Origin of the sequence: Streptomyces sp. AK02-01A, from assembly GCF_033795305.1 — a bacterium.
Classification (GTDB): domain Bacteria; phylum Actinomycetota; class Actinomycetes; order Streptomycetales; family Streptomycetaceae; genus Streptomyces.
Map to the genome: position 1 here is coordinate 16,876 of NZ_JARBAE010000038.1, position 21,685 is coordinate 38,560.

Consider the following 21,685-nt stretch of genomic DNA (forward strand, 5'->3'; position numbering starts at 1 on the left):
CTTGGGCCGCACCGTCTCCGGCCGCCGGCCCCTCCCGTCAGCCGGGGCACCGGGCCTTCGGTCAGGGCCTGTGAAGAAGGTGTGCGAGGGCGATGGCGGGATCGGATTCCGGCTGTCGGTCCTCGCCGCCCTGACGTACGGTTTCCGCAGATGAGAGAAACACCCCGCTCGCAGGAGACTGCGAGCGACGCCGAAGCGGGGCATCCCCAGCGCCGCCTCGGCCGTGCCTTCGCGCACACCACTGGAGCTTCAGGCTCCAGAACTCCTCACCGATCGGACGGCCGCCCGCCCCAAACCCCCCGGGGCGTGCGGCACACCGGTCCGGCCGGCCGTCCCGGAACTCCCCCCCCTGTTCTCGGACGGCCGGCCTCTCTCTCCTTCCCGCGCTTCGCACTGCTCCTCGGGCTGTGCGCGGTCCTCTTCGCGCTCATCACCTGGCAGGCCGCCGCCGGCGGGCCACTGCGGGTGGCGGACGAACGCGCCGGTCTCGCCCTCGCCGGGCACGGCCCCAGAGCCCTGACGGAATTCCTCGCCGACCTCGGCGGCCTGCCGGTCGCGCTGCCCGTACTGGCGGCGGCCCTCGCCTGGACGCTCCGGCACGGGCAGCGCGCGCGGGCCCTGGCGGCGGCGGTCGCGATGGCCGCCGTGCCCGCTCTGGTGGTGCCTCTGAAGATCTGGACCGACCGGCCCGGCCCGCTCACCGAGGCCACCGGCTACTACCCGTCCGGTCATACGGCGACGGCGATGGTCGCGTACGGCGGAGCGGCCCTGCTGCTCGCTCCGTACGCGGGCCGGAAGCGGACGGTGCCCGTCGCCGTCCTGCTCACGCTGGCGACGGGCACCGGTCTTCTGCTGCGCGGCTACCACTGGCCGCTGGACGTCCTCGGCAGCCTGGCCCTGTGCGGGATGCTGCTCCTTGTCCTCGCGCGGACCCTGACGCGGCTCGGCTCGTCCGGATCCGGTTCGTCCGAACCGGACCAGGACGCGGCCGGACCGGACGCCTCGGACTCCGGCCTCCCGGGCCGGGCTCAGCCGAAGTAGGCGTCGAAGTTCCGGCTGAACTCTCCCTGGTTGAAGCGGTCCCAGTTGATCGACCAGGTCATCAGTCCGCGCAGCGCGGGCCAGGTGCCATGGGTCTGGTACGAGCCGCAGTCGGTCTTCCTGGTCAGGCAGTTCAGCGCCTTGTTGACCTCGGCGGGCGTGGTGTAGCCGTTGCCCGCCTGCGTCGAGGCGGGCAGGCCGATCGCCACCTGGTCCGCGCGCAGCGCCGGGAAGACCTTCGTGGTGTCACCGGCGACCGGGAAGCCGGTGAGCAGCATGTCGGTCATGGCGATATGGAAGTCGGCGCCGCCCATCGAGTGGTACTGGTTGTCCAGCCCCATGATCGAGCCGGAGTTGTAGTCCTGGACATGCAGCAGCGTGAGGTCGTCGCGCAGCGCGTGGATGACCGGGAGGTACGCCCCGGCGCGCGGGTCCTGGCCGCCCCAGGGGCCGGAACCGTAGTACTGGTAGCCGAGCTGTACGAAGAAGGTCTCCGGGGCCATGGTGAGGACGAAGTCCGAGCCGTACTTGGCCTTGAGGGTCTTGATCGCGGAGATCAGATTGACGATGACCGGCGTGGTGGGGCTGCGGAAGTCGGTGTCGCCGGTGTTGAGCGAGAGCGAGTGGCCCTCGAAGTCGATGTCCAGGCCGTCCAGACCGTACTCGTCGATGATCCTGGAGACCGAGGAGACAAAGGTGTCACGGGCGGCGGTGGTGGAGAGCTGGACCTGGCCGTTCGCGCCGCCGATGGAGATGAGGACCTTCTTGCCCGCGGCCTGCTTGGCCTTGATGGCGGCCTTGAACTCGGCGGCGGATTCGACGTTCGGGCATTCGGTGGCCGGGCAGAGGCTGAAGCGGATGTCGCCGGAGGTCACCGACGTGGGCTCGCCGAAGGCCAGGTTGATGACGTCCCAGGAGGCGGGCACGTCGGACATGCGGGTGTAGCCGGAGCCGTTGGCGAAGCTGGAGTGCAGATAGCCGACGAGGGCGTGCGCGGGAAGGTCCGCGCCGCTGCCGCCGTCGCCGCCGCCGGCGGGTGAGGTGGTGGCGCTGACGGCGGGCGAGAGCGCGGAGGCTCCGGCGGCGTTGGTCGCGGCTACCTGGAAGCTGTACGCGGTGGCGGGGCTGAGGCCGGAGACGGTCGCCGAGGTGCCGCTGACGTCGAGGGCCTTGGTGCCGCCCCGGTAGACGGTGTAGCCGGTGGCGCCCGTGACGGGTGACCAGGAGAGGGCGACGGAGGAGGACGTGATCCCTCCGGCCCGGAGGCCGGCGGGCACGGCCGGAGGCTGTACGGGCGCGCCGCCGGGACCGACCAGGGTCAGATCGTCGGCGTAGTAGGTGGGAGTGCCGTACCAGCCGTTGGTGTAGACGGTCACCGAGGTGGTGCTCGGGCCGGTACGGAAGCTGGTCGTCAGCTTCTGCCAGTCCGGCGCGGACGGCGTCCAGGTCGAGACATCGGTGGTGCCGGTCCCGGACGCGCCGAGATAGACATAGCTGCCCCGGACCCAGGCGCTCAGTGTGTACGCGGAGTCCGGCTTGACCGTGACGGTCTGGGAGCACTTGGCGTTGTCGCTGCCCGCCGGAGTGCCCTTGAGCGCGCCGCTGCCGCCGTGCACCGGCGTGCTGACGACGCTGCCGCTGCCGGCCGTACAGCTCCAGCCGCTCAGGCCGGACTCGAAGTTGCCGTTGCGTGCGATGTCCGCGTCGGCGGCCCGCGCCGTCTGCGCGGAGGCGAGAAGACCGCCGGCGGTGAGTACGGCGGCCGCGAGGACGGCCACCAGTCTTGGGTACAGAGCAGGACGTCTGATGCGTTCCACAACTGCCTCCGGGCATGGGGGAATTGGTGTGGCGGGGCGCGCACAGCATGGTCCAGACCAATTGGTGTGGTCAAGACCTGTGGTGGCACGGCCTCGCGGTCAGGTCCCGCCGTCCTCGCCGCTCTCCCGGTCCGTCCCACCGGGATCCGCCGGATCCGCGCCGCCTTCCGTGGTCGCCATACCGGCGGCGGCCTCGTGCATCGCCAGCTCCAGCCGGGAAGGGTCGTTGAGCGTTCCCGAGCCGTCCGGCGGGACCAGCCAGCGCATACCGCCGTGCGCCCGGCCCGGGTACGGGACGACGATCCAGGTGCCGAGTCCGGCGCCCCGTACGCCCGTACCGAGCCAGCCCGCGACGGTGCCCGGCGGGACGAAGAAGCCCGTCCGGGAGTCGCCGAAGTCGGCGAGGACCGGTCCCGGCCGGTCGACCAGCCTGGTCAGTATGTCGAACGTCGGCCAACCGAGCTGGCCGGGCAGGATCAGCACATCCCAGCGCAGGCCGGCCGGAAGGAGAGCCACGGCGCGCGGGTCGCTCTCCCATTCCCGCCGGCAGGCGCCCGGATCCGGTGCCACCGACGCCAGCCACTCCACCGCGCTCTCCGCCTTCGATCCGGTCATGTGCCCGGCCTCCCTCCGCGTTGTCGGACAGTCCGTCCACACAGGGAGACACGGGTGACGCGGGGTCATGACGCGGGTTCGGCCACCCATTACCGATCATCCGGATCACCGGTCGTCGCGCGCACCGGGGATGAGGAGACTGCCCTCAGCTGTCGAAGCCGAGCCCCAGCCGGTCCATGGTCCGCAGCCACAGGTTCCGCCGGCCGGCCCTGGCGTCGGCGCGGGCGAGCGACCACTTGGTGAGACCGATCCCGGCCCAGGCCGCCGGTTCCGGCGGGAACGGCAGCGGCTTGCGGCGGACCATCTCCAGCTCCGTCCGCTCGGTCCGCTCACCCGCCAGCAGGTCGAGCATCACGTCCGCGCCGAAGCGGGTCGCTCCGACACCGAGACCGGTGTATCCGGCGGCGTACGCCACCCGGCCGTCGTGCGCCGTGCCGAAGAAGGCCGAGAAGCGCGAACAGGTGTCGATCGCGCCGCCCCAGGCATGGCTGAAGCGCACGCCCTCCAACTGCGGGAAGCAGCGGAAGAAGTGCGTGGCGAGCTTGAGATAGGTCTCCGGCCGGTGTTCCAGACCGGCGCTGAGCCGGCCGCCGTACGGATAGACCGCGTCGTAGCCGCCCCACAGGACGCGGTGGTCGGAGGTGATCCGGAAGTAGTGAAACTGGTTGGCGCTGTCGCCGAGGCCCTGACGGTTCTTCCAGCCGATCGCGCCGAGCTGATCCGCCGTCAGCGGCTCGGTCGTCAGCGCGTAGTCGTAGACCGGGACGGTGTACGGACGGACCCGCCTGACCAGCGAGGGAAACACATTGGTGCCGAGGGCCACCCGCCGCGCGAAGACCCTGCCGTGCGGGGTGCGGACCGCCATTCCCGCGCCGGACCTGGCGAGGGCCAGGCCGCGGGTGTTCTCGTAGACGCGTACGCCGAGGTCCAGACAGGCCCGTTTGAGGCCCCAGACCAGCTTGGCCGGATGGAGCATGGCGACCCCGCGCCGGTCCCACAGCCCGCCCAGGAACGTGGGCGAGTCGACCTCGGCACGCACCGCGTCGCGGTCCAGCAGCTCCAGGCCGGTGAAGCCGAGCGCGGTCGCCTCCTCGTACATCTCGCGCAGGCCGTCGAGCTGGTAGGGCTCGGTGGCGACATCGATCTCGCCGGTGCGCTCGAAGGCGCAGTCGATGGAGTAGCGGGCGACCGCCGTCTCGATGGCGTCGAGATTGCGCTCACCGAGCCGCTCCAGTGTCCGCAGCTCACCGGGGAAGCGGGCGAGGCCGTTGCTGAAGCCGTGGGTGAGGGAGGCGGCGCAGAAGCCGCCGTTGCGGCCCGAGGCGGCCCAGCCCGCCTCACGGCCCTCGATCAGGACGACATCCCGCCGCGGATCACGCTCCTTGGCGAGCAGCGCGGTCCACAGACCGCTGTAGCCGCCGCCGACGACCAGCAGGTCCGCGTGTTCGTCGCCGGTGAGCGCTGGGAGCGCGCCGGGCCTGCCGGGATCGTCCAGCCAGTACGGGACCGGCTGGACGTCGGCGAGCGACGCGGTGGCGGTACGCATGGCACCTGGGGCCATGTCTTCCAACTCCTTCGGGACCTGCTCGGGCCGGGCGGTGAGGATGTGGCGGTGTGGATGTCGCGGTCAGGATGTGGCGGTGTGGATGTGGCGGTCAGGATGTCGCGGTCAGGATGTGGCGGTCAGGATGTGGCGGTCAGGATGTGGCGGTCTTCCTCCGCCGGTCACCGGCCAACTGGCCGGCGATCACGATCAGTACGGCGACGACGAACATCGCCGTCCCGATGACATTGATCTGCACCGGCGTGCCGCGCTGTGCGGAGCCCCAGACGAACATCGGGAAGGTCACGGTCGAGCCGGCGTTGAAGTTGGTGATGATGAAGTCGTCGAAGGAGAGCGCGAAGGCGAGGAGCGCGCCCGCCGCGATACCGGGCGCGGCGATCGGCAGGGTGACCCGTACGAAGGTCTGCACGGGCCCGGCGTAGAGATCGCGCGCCGCCTCCTCCAGCCGCGGGTCCATGGACATGACCCGCGCCTTGACGGCCGTCACCACAAAGCTCAGACAGAACATGATGTGGGCGATGAGGATGGTCCAGAAGCCCAGCCGCGCGCCCAGGTTGAGGAAGAGCGTGAGCAGCGAGGCGGCCATCACGACCTCGGGCATCGCCATCGGCAGGAAGATCAGTGAGTTGATGGAGCCGCGCGCCCGGAAGCGATAGCGGACCAGCGCGAAGGCGATCATCGTGCCGAGGACGGTGGCGCCGAGCGTCGCCCAGGCGGCGATCTGGAGCGAGAGGCTCAGCGAGCCGCACAGATCGGCGACTCCGCAGGGATCCCGCCATGCGTCCAGGGAGAAGCGTTGCCAGGAGTAGTTGAAGCGGCCCTGCGGCTTGTTGAAGGAGAAGACCATCACGACGAGGTTGGGCACGATCATGTATCCGAGCGTCAGTACGCCCGCGATGACCACCAGATTGCGCCGTATCCAACGCGTCACACTCATCAGACCAGGTCCTCCGTCCCTGCTCGGCGGATATAGACGGTGACCATCAGCAGGACGACCGCCATGAGGATGAAGGAGAGCGCGGCGGCCGTCGGATAGTCGAGGACCCGCAGGAACTGTGTCTGGATGACGCTGCCGACCATCTTGGTGTCGGTGGAGCCCAGCAGTTCGGCGTTGACGTAGTCGCCGCTCGCCGGGATGAAGGTGAGCAGGGTGCCGGAGACGACGCCCGGCATGGAGAGCGGGAAGGTCACCTTGCGGAAGGTGGTCAGGGGCCTGGCGTAGAGATCGCCCGCGGCCTCGTGGAGCCGGCCGTCGATGCGTTCCAGCGAGGTGTAGAGCGGCAGGATCATAAAAGGCAGGAAGTTGTAGGTCAGACCGCAGACCACCGCCAGCGGAGTGGCCAGCACACGGCTGCCCTCGGTCCAGCCGAGCCAGCTCGTCACATCGAGGACATGCAGGGTGTTCAGTACGCCGACGACCGGACCGCCGTCGGCGAGGATCGTCTTCCAGGCCAGCGTGCGGATCAGGAAGCTGGTGAAGAACGGCGCGATGACCAGGACCAGCAGCAGATTGCGCCGGCGGCCGGCCTTGAAGGCGATCAGATAGGCGAGCGGATAGCCCAGCAGCAGACACAGCACCGTGGCGGTGCCGGCGTACAGCAGGGAGCGCACAAACTGCGGGTAGTACTCCCGGAGCGCGTCCCAGTAGGTCGCGAAGTGCCAGGTGACCTGGAAGCCCTCTTCCAGCGACCCGGTCTGTACGGAGGTCGACGCCTGGTAGATCATCGGCAGCGCGAAGAAGATCAGCAGCCAGAGGATGCCGGGCAGCAGCAGCCAGTACGGGACGAGACGCCTGCGCGCGGACGTCTTGCGCACCGTTGGGCCGGGCTGTTCGGCGGCGGACGGCGTGGGAGCGGCGGGCGGAGCTTGCGTGGCGGTCACGCGGCCTCCTCGCGGGCCGTCTCGACACCGGCGGAACCCACTGTCCCGGCGAGCGCGGACTGCGCGGCGTCGAGTCCGAAGGTGTGCGCCGGATTCCAGTGCAGGACGACCTCGGCGCCCGGGACGAGGCGGCTGTCGCGCTCGATGTTCTGCGCGTACACCTCAAGGCCGGGGCAGACCGGGCTGTCGATCACGTACTGCGTCGAGACGCCGATGAAGCTGGAGTCGGCTATCCGGCCGGTGATCCGGTTGCGTCCTCCGGGGATCGGGCCCGCGTCGTCCGCGTGCGCCAGTGAGATCTTCTCGGGCCGTACGCCGACCAGCAGTTTGCCGCCGCGCGTGGTCGGCGCGGAACACCGGCCCGACGGCAGCAGCAGCTTGGCGCCGCCGGCCGTGACCACCAGGTCGTCGCCGTCGGTCGCGGCGACCTCGGCCTCGATGAGGTTGGAGGTGCCGAGGAAGTTGGCGACAAAGGTGGTCTTCGGGTTCTCGTAGAGATCGGCGGGACTGCCGAGCTGCTCGACCCGGCCCGCGTTCATCACCGCGACGGTGTCGGCCATCGTCATGGCCTCCTCCTGGTCGTGCGTGACATGGATGAAGGTGATGCCGACCTCGGTCTGGATGCGCTTGAGCTCAAGCTGCATCTGACGGCGCAGCTTGAGGTCCAGGGCGCCGAGAGGTTCGTCGAGCAGCAGCACCTTCGGGTGGTTGATCAGCGCGCGGGCCACGGCGACCCGCTGCTGCTGACCGCCGGAGAGCTGATGCGGCTTGCGCTTGGCGAAGTCACCGAGCTGTACCAGGTCGAGCATCCCGGCGACCTGCTCGCGTACGGACTTGACGCCGCGTCGGCGCAGTCCGAAGGCGACGTTCTCGTAGATGTCGAGATGCGGAAAGAGCGCGTAGCTCTGGAAGACCGTGTTGACCGGGCGCTTGTAGGGAGGCAGACCGGTGACGTCCTTGTCGCCCAGGAAGACCGTCCCGGTGGTCGGGTCCTCCAGGCCGGCGATCATCCGCAGTGTGGTGGTCTTGCCGCAGCCCGACGCACCGAGGAGAGCGAAGAAGGAGCCCTGCGGCACGGTGAGATCGAGCGGCTGGACCGCCTGGAAGGAGCCATAGGTCTTGCTGATCCCGGTGAGGCGGACGTCGTCGCCGCCCCGGTTGGTGGATGCGGTCTCTGTCATGGGTAACGGTCCCGGGGGCTGGAGGGAGTTGGGCGGGCGTGCGGCGTGCTCAGGCGCCGATGAGCTTGGCGAACTTCTCCTCGTACGCCGTCTCTTCCTCGCTGCTGAGGGAACGGAAGGCGTGTGAGGAGGCGGCCATCGCCGCGTCCGGGAGGATCAGCGTGTTGTCGGCCATCGATTTGTCGATCTTCGTGAGTTCTTCGCGTACGCCGTCGACCGGACAGACGTAGTTGATGTACGCGGCGAGCTGGGCGGCGACCGGCGGCTGGTAGTAGTGATCGATGAGCTTCTCGGCGTTGGTCTTGTGCCGCGCCTTGGCCGGGACCAGCAGATTGTCGCTGGAGATGATGTAGCCGGTTTCCGGGATGGTGTACCGGATGTCCGGGTTGTCGGCCTGCAACTGGACGATGTCGCCGGCCCAGGCGACACACGCCGCGATATCGCCCTTGTCGAGGTCCGCGGTGTAGTCGTTGCCGGTGAAGCGCCGGATCTGCTGTTTGTCGACGCCTTTCTGGAGCCGGGCGACCGCCGCGTCGAAGTCGTCGTCGGTGAACTTCCCGGGGTCCTTGCCGAGATCGAGCAGCGTCATCCCGATGGAGTCGCGCATCTCGGAGAGGAAAGCGACCCGGCCCTTGAGCGCCGGATCGTCCAGAAGCTGGCTGACGGACTCGACCTCGCGTCCCTTGGTCGCCTTGGTGTTGTACGCGATGACGGTCGGGATGCCGGTCCAGGGATAGGAATAGGCGCGGCCCGGGTCCCAGTCGGGCGAGCGGAACTGCTGGGAGAGATTCGCGAACGCGTGCGGGAGGTTGGAGGGGTCGAGCCGCTGCGCGTAACCGAGCCTGATCATGCGGGCGGCGAGCCAGTCGGTCACGCATATCAGGTCGCGGCCGGTGTCCTGGCCGGCCGCGAGCTGCGGCTGGACCTTGCCGAAGAACTCGACGTTGTCGTTGATGTCCGCCGTGTACTTGACGGTGATCCCGGTGCGCGCGGTGAACGCCTCCAGGGTCGGATAGTGCTTCTCGTCCTCGCTGGTGTCCATGTATTCGGTCCAGTTGGAGAAGACGACGCGCTTCTCCCGGGCCGAGTGGTCGGTGGACGCCGGGCCGTTGTCGTCGCGCTTCGCGGGCGGGATCCCGCAGCCGCTCAGACCCGCGAGGCCACCGATCGCGAGCGCACCGACGCCGGTGGCGCGCAGCATCGAGCGGCGGGTGAGGGCGCCCCGGCCGCTGGTCGTGCTGCGCCGCATCGCGGCCCGCTGGGCCCCGGACAGACGGTCGGGCTCGTACTGCTCCATGCGCTGTGCCCCTTCGGATGGATGGTGAGGACCGGCCGGCGGACAGGGAGCGGTCTACGGACGGTCCCCGAAGACCGTGCGGTGCCAGTCCTTTCTGGCGACCGCCGTGTTGTCGTACATCACGTGCTTGACCTGCGTGTACTCCTCGAAGGAGTACGCCGACATGTCCTTTCCGAACCCGCTGGCCTTGTAGCCGCCGTGCGGCATCTCGCTGATGATCGGGATGTGGTCGTTGATCCAGACACAGCCGGCCTTGATCTCACGGGTCGCGCGGCCGGTGCGGTAGACGTCCCGGCTCCAGGCGGAGGCGGCGAGTCCGTACGGAGTGTCGTTGGCGAGCCGGATGCCCTCGTCGTCGGAGTCGAAGGGCAGCACGGCCAGCACCGGGCCGAAGATCTCGGACTGGACGATCTCGCTGTTCTGGGCGGCGTCCGCGACAAGCGTGGGCCGGTAGTAGGCGCCGTTCTTCAGACCGCGTTCGCCGTCCGCGGCGCCCGGTGCGACGCCGCCGGTGACGACGCGGGCGCTGTCGCGGGCCCGGTCGACGAAGCCGGCGACCCGGTCCCGGTGGGCGTGCGAGATCAGCGGTCCGAGATCGGTGTCAGGGTCGAAGGGGTCGCCGAGACGCACGGTCTCCATCAGATCGGCGACTCCGCTCACAAAGGCGTCGTAGAGCGGCCGTTGGACATAGGCGCGGGTGGCTGCCGTGCAGTCCTGGCCGCCGTTGATGAGTGACGCCGCGACCGCGCCATGGACGGCGGCCTCCAGATCGGCGTCGTCGAAGACCAGGAACGGGGCCTTGCCGCCGAGTTCGAGATGGATGCGCTTCACGGTGGCGGTGGCGATCTCGGCGACACGCCTGCCGACGGCGGTGGAACCGGTGAAGGAGGTCATCACCACATCGGGATGGCCGACGAGGTGTTCGCCCGCGTCGGGGCCCGCGCCGGTGACGATGTTGATGACGCCGTCGGGCAGTCCGGCCCGCTGGGCGGCGCGGGCGAACATCAGCGAGGTGAAGGGCGTGATCTCGGCGGGCTTCAGCACGATCGTGTTGCCCGCGGCGATGGCCGGGAGAATCTTCCAGGCGGCCATCTGGAGCGGGTAGTTCCAGGGTGCGACGGAGCCGACGACTCCGATCGGCTCCCGGCGTGTGTACGAGGTGTGGTCGCCGCTGTACTCGCCGGCGGAGACACCTTCCAGACGCCGGGCGGCGCCCGCGAAGAAGGCGGTGTTGTCGATCGTGCCCGGCACATCGAACTCGGTGGACAGCTTGAGCGGTTTGCCGCACTGAAGCGATTCGGCGTACGCGAAGTCGTCGGCCTCCTCGGTGAGGACGGCCGCGAGACGGTGCAGGGCGTCGGAACGCTCACCGGGAGTGGCGCCCGCCCAGCCCGGAAAGGCCGCGCGCGCCGCGGCGACGGCCGCGTCGACATCGGCCCGGCCGGCCAGTTCACAGGTGTAGATCTCTTCGCCGGTGGCTGGATTCACAACGGCGTGTGTACGTCCGGACGTTCCGGGCCGAGACCGGCCGCCGATGAACTGCGCACCGTCCGCGAAGCGGTCGCGCACCTGGAAGCGGTTGCCCATGACGCTCTCCGTTGTTCCGGCTGGGGTCCCGGTCGCCGCGTCGGCTGGAGTTCCGGCCGTGGCTCCGGTTTCAATTGAGTGCCGATCCTGACAGAGCACCTCCACCTCAACAAGGGATTCCGTTGTTGCCTTTTGGTTACGCGACGGATTCGGTCGACCATGTGTCGTGTGGATGTCCTGATCGGCGTACGGAATGTCAGTGGTGACTGCCAGACTCGCGTGCATGGGAACCCACACAGGGAGCACGGGGAACGCCGTCCGGACCGTGGCTGAGCTGGTCGGACGGGCCGAGCGCGGCGAGCGGCTCAGATATCTGCGCTTCTGGGGACACGCACCGCGTCAGGACGGCACGCTCGGGCCGTCCTGTCTCAGCCAGTGGTGGCCGGCGCCGTTCACGGTCGAGGACGTGGAGTACGCGACGGCCGAGCACTGGATGATGGCGGCCAAGGCGCGGCTCTTCGGCGACGCGGAGGCCGAGCGTCTCGCGGTCGGCGCGGCGAATCCGGCGCTCGCGAAGAAGGCGGGACGGCTGGTGCGCGATTTCGACGAGGCCGTATGGAAGCGCGAGCGGTACGGCATCGTGCTGGCGGGCAGCGTCCACAAGTTCGGGCAGGACGCCGGGCTGCGTGGATTTCTGCTGGCCACGGGCGGGCGGATACTCGTCGAGGCCAGCCCGATGGACCGGATCTGGGGCATCGGACTGGCCGCGGCCGACGAGCGCGCAGAGGATCCCGCGCGCTGGCGCGGGCTGAATCTGCTGGGCTTCGCGCTGATGGAGGCGCGTGAGCGGCTCCGGGCGAAGTACCCGGCCTCCGGAGCCGACGCGGCCCCGGAGCGGGGTCAGGGCGTGTGTGAGAAGTAGCGTCGTCCGCCCACGGGGCGGGGCTCACGGTGTCTGGTGCGTGCGATCGCAAGGCGGAGGACGTTCTCGTACGAGACGTACGTGGACGACTTCGACACGCGGCGACCGCGCGCACCAGACACCGTGAGTTAGACGGGACTTCTAAAACAGGCCCTGGGACATGTGCGCCGTGCGGTCGGCGCCGACCACCAGTGAGGTGGCGAAGGGATCGCCGTCCGTCGTGCCCAGCTCTTCGCCGTTGGCGACCACCCAGATCAGGAAGGCGACGAACGCGCCGCTGATCACGGCCCCGATCGCGCCGAGGATGATGCCGGCCAGCGCCATCCCGCCGTTTGTGGCCTGGCCCCGCCGGGCGCGACGGCGGCCGATGATGCCGAAGATCAGCGCGAGCACACCGAGGATGACGCCGAGTCCCCAGATGCAGAAGACCGCGACGGCGATGATGCCGAGCACCATGGCCGCGATGCCCATGCCGTTCGACGGGGTCTCCTGCCAGCCGGTCTGGCCGTATCCCGGATACCCGGCGGTGGGATAGCCGGGACTCTGGAGGTCCGGAGCCGGGTAGCCGGAGCCCTGGTAGCCGGCGGTCGGATAGCCGTAACCGGTGCCGGTGCCGTACGGAGAAGCCGACTGCTGGTCACTGGGTCCGGGCTGGGCGGCCGGATAGCCGTAAGGGCCCGGCGCGGGCTGGGCGGGACCACCGGGAGCGATCGGCGGCGGCGGCAGAGCACCGGACCCAGTTCCCGGTATCCCGGCGACGGTCGGCTGGTCATGGACGGGGCCGGTCCCCGGCTGCGGCGGTGACCCCGGCTTGTCCAGCGGCACCTTCCGCTCGGGCGGAGCCCACGGATCACTTGGCTCGTAGCCGCCCGACGGCTGCTCGCTCTGGTCTGACATGGGCCTCCCCCATCGTGATGCCGTCATGCTACGGCCTCCGCCGCGCCCGGAACGGGCCCGGCCTACGATGACCCATGACCTGAGCGCCCGGGGCGGGGGCGGACGTCCTGCCCTGCCGACGCCACACCTCTGGCACCCGACCCCGCACCCGGAGAATCCCGATGACCGATCTGCACCCCTTCATCTCGGGGCTTCCCAAGGCCGAGCTGCATGTCCATCATGTCGGCTCCGCCTCGCCCCGCATCGTCTCCGAACTGGCGGCCCGGCACCCGGACTCCAAGGTGCCCACCGACCCCGAGGCACTCGTCGACTACTTCAGCTTCACCGACTTCGCGCACTTCATCGAGGTCTATCTCTCCGTCGTCGATCTGATCCGCACTCCCGAGGACGTCCGGCTGCTGACCTTCGAGGTCGCCCGCGACATGGCCCGGCAGAACATCCGTTATGCCGAGCTGACGTGCACACCGTTCAGCTCGACCAGGCGCGGCATTCCCGAGCAGGGCTTCATGGAGGCGATCGAGGACGCCAGGAAGTCCGCGGAGACCGAGCTCGGTGTCGTGCTGCGGTGGTGCTTCGACATCCCCGGCGAGGCCGGTCTGGAGGCGGCCGAGGAGACCACGCGGCTCGCGGTCGATCTGCGCCCCGAGGGCCTGGTCTCCTTCGGTCTCGGCGGCCCCGAGATCGGCGTGCCCAGGCCCCAGTTCAAGCCGTACTTCGACCGGGCGATCGCCGCGGGCCTGCGCTCCGTGCCGCACGCCGGTGAGACGACCGGGCCGGGGACCGTCTGGGACGCGCTGAACGAACTGGGCGCGGAGCGCATCGGACACGGCACCAGTTCGGTCCAGGATCCTGAGCTGCTGGCGCATCTGGCCCGGCACCGTATCCCGCTGGAGGTGTGTCCCACCTCCAACATCGCCACCCGCGCGGTCGCCGATCTCGACGAGCACCCGATCAAGGCGATGGTGGCGGCCGGTGTGCTGGTGACGGTGAACAGCGACGATCCGCCGATGTTCGGCACCGACCTGAACCAGGAGTACGCGGTGGCGGGCCGGCTGCTCGGCCTGGACGAGCGGGGCCTCGCCGATCTCGCGAAGAACGCCGTGGAGGCGTCCTTCCTCGACCCGGCCGGCAAGCAGCGGCTCGCCGAGGAGATCGACACGTACACCACCAAGTGGCTGGCGCCGTAGCGGAGGTCACCGGCCACACTGGCCTCATGCGTACTGCGCTTGCCGTGGGCCACCGCGGCGATCCCTACCGGTTCCGTGAGAACACTCTCGCGTCGGTCCGCTCCGCGCTGGCACGCGGAGCGGACGCCGTCGAGGTCGATGTCCGGCTGACCCGGGACGGTGTGCCCGTCCTGCTGCACGACGCGTCGCTGGAGCGGCTCTGGGGTCATGAACGCCGCCTCGCGGAGCTGACCCACGAGAAGCTGCGCCACCTGACCGGCGGCGGAGTCCCGACGCTGCGCGAGGCGCTGCGCGCGGCCGGTCCGGCCCGGCTCATGATCGATCTCCCGGGCGCCACGGCGGAGTCGGTGCGTACGGTCGTCGGGACGGTGCGGGCGTGCGGGGCCGGCGAGCGGGTGTACTACTGCGGCGCTCCGGGCACGATGCTCGCCGTGCGCGCCGCCGACGCGTCCGCCGAGATCGCGATGACCTGGACCACGGTCGCGGCGCCACGGCCGGCCCTGCTCGCGGCGGTACGACCGCGCTGGCTCAACTACCGCTTCGCACTGGTCACCCGGGAGCTGGCCGACCGGGACCACCGCGCCGGACTGCTGGTCTCCGCCTGGACCGCGGACACCGGCCTCGCCATGCGCCGGCTGATCGCGCGGGGCGTCGACTCGATCACCACCAACCGGATCGACGTGCTGGCGGTTCTGGCCAGGAAGTCCGCTGCCACCAGACGCACTTGAACGGTCTCACGGGCGGCCGGGAGAGTGCGACGGCAGCCGACACCGGCACCGGGCCCCGTTCGTCACCACCGATGAGGCCGCCCCGCGCGGCGTGACGAGCCGACGTCCTCCCCAGGACACGGGACCACGCACCGGAGCGGGCGCCCGGCGCGAGGTCCCGCGCCCGCTCCGGTGCGTACCTGAGGTGTACCGTCAGCCGTCGAGCGAGGTCATTACGTGCTTGATGCGCGTGTAGTCGTCGAAGCCGTACGCCGAGAGGTCCTTGCCGTAGCCCGACTTCTTGAAGCCGCCGTGCGGCATCTCCGCGACCAGCGGGATATGCGTGTTGATCCACACGCAGCCGAAGTCCAGCGACTTCGACATCCGCATCGCGCGGGCGTGGTCCTTGGTCCATACCGAGGAGGCGAGGGCGAACTCGACGCCGTTCGCGTACTCCAGGGCCTGGTCCTCGTCCGTGAAGGACTGGACGGTGATGACGGGGCCGAAGACCTCTTTCTGGATGATCTCGTCGTCCTGCTTGAGGCCGGAGACGACGGTCGGAGCGTAGAAGTATCCCTTGTCACCGACCTGGTGGCCGCCCGCCTCCACCTTGGCGTGCGCCGGCAGCCGCTCGATGAAGCCGGAGACCTGCTTGAGCTGGTTGGCGTTGTTGAGCGGGCCGTACAGCACGTCCTCGTCGTCCGGGGCGCCGGTCCTGGTCTCCGCGGCGGCCTTCGCGAGCGCCGTCACGAACTCGTCGTGGATCGATTCGTGCACCAGGACGCGCGCGGCGGCCGTACAGTCCTGGCCCGCGTTGAAATAGCCCGCCACCGCGATGTCCTCGACGGCCTTGAGGATGTCGACATCCTCGAAGACGACGACGGGCGCCTTGCCGCCCAGTTCGAGATGGACCCGCTTGACGTCCTTGGCCGCGGACTCGGCGACCTGGATGCCGGCCCGTACGGAACCGGTGATGGAGGCCATGGCGGGCGTCGGGTGCTCCACCATCGCGCGGCCGCTGTCGCGGTCGCCGCAGATGACGTTGAAGACGCCCTTGGGCACGATCGCGCCGATGATCTCGGCCAGCAGCACGGTCGAGGCCGGAGTGGTGTCCGACGGCTTCAGCACCACGGTGTTGCCCGCAGCGAGGGCCGGCGCGAACTTCCACACGGCCATCATCATCGGGTAGTTCCACGGCGCGACCTGCGCGCAGACTCCGACCGGCTCGCGCCGGACGATGGAGGTGAAGCCGTCCATGTACTCGCCGGCCGCACGGCCTTCCAGCATCCTGGCGGCGCCCGCGAAGAAGCGGATCTGGTCCACGATCGGCGGGATCTCTTCGGTGCGGGTCAGCTCCAGCGGCTTGCCGGTGTTCTCCGACTCGGCGGCGATCAGGTCCTCCGCGCGCTCCTCGACGGCGTCCGCGATCTTGAGCAGGACCCGCTGGCGCTCGGCCGGGGTGGCGTCGCGCCAGGCCGGAAAGGCGGCCGCGGCTGCCTCCATGGCGGCGTCGATGTCCGCCGGTCCGGAGAGCGGGGACGTCGCGTAGACCTCGCCGGTGGCCGGGTTGATCACCTCGATGGTCCGTCCGTCGACGGCGTCCCGGAACTCCCCGTTGATGTAGTTACGCAGACGGCGCAGCTCGGTGGTCACAGCCACCCCTCCTGTCAGATGTCCGATGGGTGAGACATCCCACCCTAATCGTTCGCTCGACGCTTTCGACAGGCCCGACGCTCCCGATCTTCGGATTCGGTGAAATATGGGCCCTTCAACAACGAATTTCATCGCTAAAGGGTTGCGGGACGGAAGAGTCGCAGTGCACAGTGAACCGCGTGGCAAGTCGTAGCGCGGACTCCAGGACCGGGAACGGATCATCATCGGCGATCGATGCCGTATCCCTCGCCATCATCGAGCAGCTCCAGGAGGACGGACGGCGCCCGTACGCCGCGATCGGCAAGGCCGTCGGCCTTTCCGAGGCGGCCGTGCGCCAGCGCGTCCAGAAACTGCTCGACCAGGGCGTTATGCAGATCGTCGCCGTGACCGATCCGCTCACCGTCGGATTCCGGCGGCAGGCGATGGTCGGCATCAAGGTCGAGGGCGACATGGACACGGTCGCGGAGGCGCTGTCCGCCATGGACGAGTGCGAGTACGTGGTGATCACCGCGGGCTCGTTCGACCTGATGGTGGAGATCGTCTGCGAGGACGACGACCACCTGCTGGAAGTGATCAACAAACGGATCCGCGCGCTCCCCGGCGTGCGCTCCACCGAGAGCTTCGTCTATCTGAAGCTGAAGAAGCAGACCTATATGTGGGGAACCCGATAGCCGTGAGCAAGGACCTCTCCAAGACCGCGTACGACCATCTGTGGATGCACTTCACGCGCATGTCGTCGTACGAGAACGCACCCGTGCCCACCATCGTGCGTGGCGAGGGCACCTACATCTACGACGACAAGGGCAAGCGCTACCTGGACGGCCTCTCCGGTCTGTTCGTGGTCAACGCCGGCCACGGCCGCCACGAGCTGGCCGAGACCGCCTACAAGCAGGGCCAGGAGCTGGCCTTCTTCCCGGTGTGGTCGTACGCCCACCCGAAGGCGGTCGAGCTGGCGGAGCGGCTGGCCCACTACGCGCCCGGCGACCTCAACAAGGTCTTCTTCACCACCGGCGGCGGCGAGGCGGTCGAGACCGCCTGGAAGCTCGCCAAGCAGTACTTCAAGCTGACCGGCAAGCCCACCAAGTACAAGGTCATCTCACGCGCCGTCGCCTACCACGGCACGCCGCAGGGAGCGCTGTCCATCACCGGTCTGCCGGCGCTGAAGGCGCCGTTCGAGCCGCTGGTGCCGGGCGCGCACAAGGTCCCGAACACCAACATCTACCGCGCGCCGATATTCGGCGACGACCCCGAGGCGTTCGGCCGCTGGGCCGCCGACCAGATCGAGCAGGAGATCCTCTTCGAGGGCCCCGAGACGGTCGCGGCGGTCTTCCTGGAGCCGGTGCAGAACGCCGGCGGCTGCTTCCCGCCGCCGCCCGGATACTTCCAGCGGGTCCGGGAGATCTGCGACCAGTACGACGTGCTGCTCGTCTCCGACGAGGTCATCTGCGCCTTCGGCCGGCTCGGCACGATGTTCGCGTGCGACAAGTTCGGCTACGTACCGGACATGATCACCTGCGCCAAGGGCATGACATCGGGCTACTCCCCGATCGGCGCCTGCATCGTCTCGGACCGGCTCGCCCAGCCGTTCTACGAGGGCGACAACACCTTCCTGCACGGCTACACCTTCGGCGGCCACCCGGTCTCCGCGGCGGTCGGGCTCGCCAACCTCGACATCTTTGAGCGCGAGGGCCTCAACCAGCATGTCCTCGACAACGAGGGCGCCTTCTTCGACACGCTGAAGAAGCTGCACGACCTGCCGATCGTCGGCGACGTCCGCGGCAACGGCTTCTTCTACGGCATCGAGCTGGTGAAGGACAAGGCCACCAAGGAGACGTTCACCGACGAGGAGACCGAGCGCGTCCTGTACGGATTCCTCTCCAAGGCGCTGTACGACAGCGGACTGTACTGCCGCGCCGACGACCGGGGCGATCCGGTGGTGCAGCTCGCGCCGCCGCTGATCTCCGACCAGTCGACGTTCGACGAGATCGAGGGAATCCTGCGGGCGGTGCTGACGGAGGCCTGGACCAAGCTCTGATCCACCGAGCGGTTCCCGTACGCGGACCGCGGTCCCGTACGCGGACCACCCGCATGACGGCCCGGGTGCACCCCATTCGAGTGAGAAGGGGCGCGCCCGGGCCGTGTGCTGTCCGCACACCCGGTCCCGAATACCTACGGTGCCCAGTGACCCATCGTCGCCGCCTTCGTTCCCCCGGACGGGGAACGGTAAGTCTGATCCAGAACCGAGGTGTACGCCATGGTGGCCCCGCCGGACAACGACGTGCTCTGGGCGCGTTCCCTGAACTACTCACACGACGGCTCGCCCGCTCTCGACGGCGTCTCGCTCGGCGTGCGCGAGGGCGAGATCCTCGCCGTGAACGGACCGCGCGGCAGCGGCAAGACGACTCTGCTGCGCTGCCTGTCGGGGCAGTTGGTCCCACAGGAGGGCGAGGTGTGGTTCAACGGCTCGCCGGTCCACACCATGAACGCGCTGCAGCGCGAGCGGCTGCGCCGCGACCGCTTCAGCTGGATCGCTCCCGAGCCGTCCCTCGTGCCCGAACTCAGCGCCTGGGAGAACGCGGCCCTGCCGCTGCTGATGCGCGGTTCGTCCCACCGCGCCGCCAAGACCGCGGCGATGGAGTGGCTGGAGCGGCTCGACATCGGCGTCTGCGCCCGTAAGCGGCCCCACGCCCTGCTCCAGGCCCAGCGGCAGCGGGTCGCCGTCGCGCGGGCTCTGGTCACCACACCGTCGGTGATCTTCGCCGACGAGCCGACCGCTCCGCTGCACCAGACGGACGGTGCGCAAGTGCTGCGCACGCTGACCACCGCGGCCCGGTCGCACAGCATCACCGTCGTCCTGGCCACCCTGGACACGGAGATCGCGACGCTCGCCGACCGGGTGGTCTCGCTCGTGGACGGCCGGCGCGTCGACTCGTCGGGGCCGACCGAGGCGGAAGGCCGGGCGGCGTGCTCGCTCTCCGTCTAGGCCGCGGCGCCCATCCCCTGGTCCTGCTGCGCCGGCTGCTGGTCGCGGCCGCCTCCGCCGGGGTCGGTTTTCTGCTGCTGTGCACGCTGGGCTGGGCGATGGGCCACCCCGCCGGATCCTGGCCGCGGCTGCTCTGGTGTCTGATCCCGCTGGCCGCCACGGTGCAGTTCGCGGTCGCGGTGGCGCGTACGGACGGCAGCACCCGGCCGCGTACCGGACTGTCGGCGATCGGTCTCGGCCCGGCGCGGCTGACGGCGCTGGCCGCCGCCTCCACCGCGGTGACCTGCGCACTGGGGAGCGCGATGGCACTGCTGCTCTTCCTTCATCTCCGGGGCGATCTGAACGGAAAGCCGTTCAAGGGCGAGGCGGCGGCTCTGCTCGCGGCGGGCCGGCCGCTGCCGCTCGGCGCGGCGCTGACGCTGCTGTCGCTGGCGCCGTTCCTGGCGGCGCTGGCGACAGCGATCGCGCTGCGCCCGCGTCCCGGTACGAGCCCGGCCGAGGCCGACTCCTCGGCCACTCCCGTCCCCGCGCCCGCGCCGGCCGGACTGCCGTGGGGCGTCGCCCTCACCGCCGCGGGCCTCGCGATCGAGACATACGCGACAAGCCGGCGCGGCAACAAGACGGGACTGCTCGACGGAAGCCTGGCCGGTGTCCTGGCCGGCTGGTCGCTGACCGCGGTCGGCCTGGCGCTGGCCGGGCCCGGCATCACCTATCTGTGCGGCCGGCTCCTGCAGATGATGCGTCCCGGCGCGATCCGCCTGCTGGCGGGCCGGGCCCTGATGGACGAGGCCCGCCGTATCGGCCGGCCGCTCGGCGTGCTCTGCGCCGTGGTCTCCGGCGCGTTCGCCGCGGCGTCCCTCTACGGCCCCGGTGACGAACGTCCCTTCGGCCCGCTCACCGATCTCGGCGCGGGGCTGATCGTCGGCTGCGCCGCGGCCACACTCCTGAACGCGGCCCTGGAAGCGAGGCAGGTCCGCGCGCTCACCACGGTGTCCCTGCAGCACTCCGGCGCCGCGCCGGCCCTCCTGCGCACGGCGGCGGCGGTGCGGGCGGCGGCGCTGCTGGCCGCCTTCGCCCCGCTGACCTGGGCGGTGTCGGCCCTGGCCGCGATTCCGCTGGCCACCTGAGAAACACCGACCCGGAGACAGCACCGGCCGTCCGCCGGCCCCGGGGCCGGCGGACGGGACCCAAAGCGCCGCCCCGTCCCCGCGCCCCGCGCGTCCCAAGGTTCCGCGCGGAGCGGGGCCGGCCGGCAACACCCGGCGGACCAGGGCCTATCGTGACCGCATGGTAAATGGCGAGCAGCCCGGCGCGCACGGTCAGGACCGGGAGATAGAGTCCCTCGACGAGTTCGACCGCACCGCCCGCGGCGGCACGCTCGGCGGCTACCGGTTGCAGTCCGTCGATCTGACGGCCCGTACGTCCGTCCTCCTGCGCGTCGACACCGGCGGCGCCGTATTCCTCGGCTGTCCCATGGAACCCGCCGCCACGGCCAAGGTGCGTGCCGACGGCGCCCTGGTGTTCCCGCCCGTGCCGGGCCTTCCCTTCAACCCGTACCGCGGGCTTCTCTACACGCCCGGCCAGCTCTTCGAGGGGCTCGCGGACGGCGGTTACGAGGCCACTCCCGACGCCCGCGCGTACGCGTGGTTCCAGCGGACCAAGGCCGACGGCGACATATTCGCGTCCATGCTGCGCTCGATCCACGACGACGCGATCTCCGACGCGCTGGACGAACTCCTCACCGGCACACGTGTCGTGGGCGTCATGGGCGGACACGCGATGGCGCGCGGCACGGACGCCTACGCGGGCGCCGCGCGGCTCGGCCGCTCCCTCACCCGTACCGGACTGACCGTCGCCACCGGCGGCGGGCCCGGCGCCATGGAGGCCGCGAACCTCGGCGCGTACTCCGCGCCCCATCACGACGCGATGCTGGACGAGGCGCTGGAACTCCTCGCCAAGGCACCGTCGTTCGTCCCTTCCGTCTCCGACTGGGCGCGGGCCGCCTTCGAGATCCGGTCCCGCTGGCCGGAGGGCAGCGACTCCATCGGCATCCCGACCTGGTTCTACGGCCACGAGCCGCCCAACGCCTTCGCGGCCCACATCGCCAAGTACTTCGCCAACGCCACCCGCGAGGACGGCCTGCTGGCGCGCTGCGACGCGGGCGTGATCTTCCTGCCGGGCGCGGCGGGCACGGTGCAGGAGATCTTCGACAACGCGACGCCGAACTACTACGAGTCACGCGGCGAGCCGACCCCGATGGTCCTGGTCGACCGCGTCCACTGGACGGAGACACTGCCCACCTGGCCGCTGCTCCGGTCGCTGGCGCGGGGCCGCTCGATGGAGAGCCGGATCGCGCTGGTCGACACGGTGGACGAGGCGCCGGCGGCGCTCGCCCGGCTGACGGCGGCCTGAG

Annotated in this window: 18 protein-coding genes and 1 pseudogene; 9 read left to right on the forward strand and 10 right to left on the reverse strand. The window is 70.0% G+C overall.

Annotated elements, in window-relative coordinates; translation table 11 throughout:
* Positions 1–150 precede the first annotated feature (150 nt).
* Positions 151–1,041, forward strand: coding sequence for a phosphatase PAP2 family protein (locus tag PV679_RS27735; protein ID WP_319683156.1), 891 nt, complete (start codon positions 151–153; stop codon positions 1,039–1,041).
* Here the strand turns inward: PV679_RS27735 and PV679_RS27740 are convergent.
* The 8 genes from PV679_RS27740 to PV679_RS27775 form a co-directional block, all read right to left on the reverse strand.
* Positions 1,029–2,819 (reverse strand): chitinase, encoded by a 1,791-nt coding sequence (locus PV679_RS27740; protein WP_416069817.1) that lies wholly within the window; start codon positions 2,817–2,819, stop codon positions 1,029–1,031. The two genes, PV679_RS27735 and PV679_RS27740, sit on opposite strands and share 13 nt — an antisense overlap.
* Before the next feature lie 138 nt (positions 2,820–2,957).
* Positions 2,958–3,473, reverse strand: a complete 516-nt coding sequence (locus PV679_RS27745; RefSeq protein ID WP_319683159.1) for a hypothetical protein — start codon at positions 3,471–3,473, stop codon at positions 2,958–2,960.
* A 145-nt stretch (positions 3,474–3,618) separates the two neighbouring features.
* Positions 3,619–5,034, reverse strand: a complete 1,416-nt coding sequence (locus tag PV679_RS27750; protein WP_319683160.1) for an FAD-dependent oxidoreductase — start codon at positions 5,032–5,034, stop codon at positions 3,619–3,621.
* Positions 5,035–5,170: 136 nt separating this feature from the next.
* On the reverse strand, positions 5,171–5,974 hold the full coding sequence (locus PV679_RS27755; RefSeq protein ID WP_319683162.1) for an ABC transporter permease: 804 nt from the start codon (positions 5,972–5,974) through the stop codon (positions 5,171–5,173).
* Entirely contained in the window at positions 5,974–6,918 is a 945-nt protein-coding gene (locus PV679_RS27760) for an ABC transporter permease (RefSeq protein WP_319683164.1), read from the reverse strand. Before PV679_RS27760 ends, PV679_RS27755 begins: the two co-directional genes overlap by 1 nt.
* A complete protein-coding gene (locus PV679_RS27765; RefSeq protein WP_319683166.1) occupies positions 6,915–8,099 on the reverse strand; it encodes an ABC transporter ATP-binding protein in 1,185 nt (394 codons plus the stop codon). The genes PV679_RS27760 and PV679_RS27765 overlap by 4 nt, the downstream gene beginning before the upstream one ends.
* A gap of 49 nt (positions 8,100–8,148) precedes the next feature.
* Positions 8,149–9,396, reverse strand: coding sequence for a spermidine/putrescine ABC transporter substrate-binding protein (locus PV679_RS27770; protein WP_319683167.1), 1,248 nt, complete (start codon positions 9,394–9,396; stop codon positions 8,149–8,151).
* A gap of 54 nt (positions 9,397–9,450) precedes the next feature.
* Complete coding sequence (locus PV679_RS27775) at positions 9,451–10,983, reverse strand: gamma-aminobutyraldehyde dehydrogenase (protein ID WP_319683168.1); 1,533 nt, start codon at positions 10,981–10,983, stop codon at positions 9,451–9,453.
* Between the two features lie 193 nt (positions 10,984–11,176).
* Here PV679_RS27775 and PV679_RS27780 point away from each other — a divergent pair, with 193 nt between their 5' ends.
* Positions 11,177–11,845, forward strand: a complete 669-nt coding sequence (locus PV679_RS27780; RefSeq protein ID WP_319683169.1) for an NADAR family protein — start codon at positions 11,177–11,179, stop codon at positions 11,843–11,845.
* 141 nt (positions 11,846–11,986) lie between these two features.
* Here the strand turns inward: PV679_RS27780 and PV679_RS27785 are convergent, their stop codons facing one another.
* The gene (locus tag PV679_RS27785) at positions 11,987–12,742 is read right to left on the reverse strand and encodes a DUF4190 domain-containing protein (protein ID WP_319683170.1); all 756 of its coding nucleotides are present in this window, start codon (positions 12,740–12,742) and stop codon (positions 11,987–11,989) included.
* Positions 12,743–12,903: 161 nt separating this feature from the next.
* On the opposite strand from PV679_RS27785, the gene PV679_RS27790 reads away from it, so the two are divergent.
* Entirely contained in the window at positions 12,904–13,929 is a 1,026-nt protein-coding gene (locus PV679_RS27790) for an adenosine deaminase (RefSeq protein ID WP_319683171.1), read from the forward strand.
* Positions 13,930–13,955: 26 nt separating this feature from the next.
* Positions 13,956–14,657 (forward strand): glycerophosphodiester phosphodiesterase, encoded by a 702-nt coding sequence (locus tag PV679_RS27795; protein ID WP_319683172.1) that lies wholly within the window; start codon positions 13,956–13,958, stop codon positions 14,655–14,657.
* A 192-nt stretch (positions 14,658–14,849) separates the two neighbouring features.
* On the opposite strand, the gene PV679_RS27800 is transcribed toward PV679_RS27795, so the two are convergent.
* The gene (locus tag PV679_RS27800) at positions 14,850–16,289 is read right to left on the reverse strand and encodes a gamma-aminobutyraldehyde dehydrogenase (RefSeq protein ID WP_319683173.1); all 1,440 of its coding nucleotides are present in this window, start codon (positions 16,287–16,289) and stop codon (positions 14,850–14,852) included.
* A 179-nt stretch (positions 16,290–16,468) separates the two neighbouring features.
* On the opposite strand from PV679_RS27800, the gene PV679_RS27805 reads away from it, so the two are divergent.
* The 5 genes and pseudogenes from PV679_RS27805 (at position 16,469) to PV679_RS27825 (ending at position 21,684) form a co-directional block, all read left to right on the forward strand.
* Entirely contained in the window at positions 16,469–16,960 is a 492-nt protein-coding gene (locus PV679_RS27805; RefSeq protein ID WP_319683174.1) for an Lrp/AsnC family transcriptional regulator, read from the forward strand.
* On the forward strand, positions 16,945–18,324 hold the full coding sequence (locus PV679_RS27810; RefSeq protein ID WP_319683175.1) for an aspartate aminotransferase family protein: 1,380 nt from the start codon (positions 16,945–16,947) through the stop codon (positions 18,322–18,324). Before PV679_RS27805 ends, PV679_RS27810 begins: the two co-directional genes overlap by 16 nt.
* Positions 18,325–18,627: 303 nt before the next feature.
* A pseudogene (locus tag PV679_RS27815) lies at positions 18,628–19,272 on the forward strand (ABC transporter ATP-binding protein); the annotation flags it as partial.
* Complete coding sequence (locus tag PV679_RS27820) at positions 19,254–20,399, forward strand: hypothetical protein (protein ID WP_319683177.1); 1,146 nt, start codon at positions 19,254–19,256, stop codon at positions 20,397–20,399. The pseudogene PV679_RS27815 and the gene PV679_RS27820, both read left to right, overlap by 19 nt.
* A 160-nt stretch (positions 20,400–20,559) precedes the next feature.
* A complete protein-coding gene (locus tag PV679_RS27825; protein ID WP_319683178.1) occupies positions 20,560–21,684 on the forward strand; it encodes a Rossmann fold nucleotide-binding protein in 1,125 nt (374 codons plus the stop codon).
* Position 21,685 lies beyond the last annotated feature (1 nt).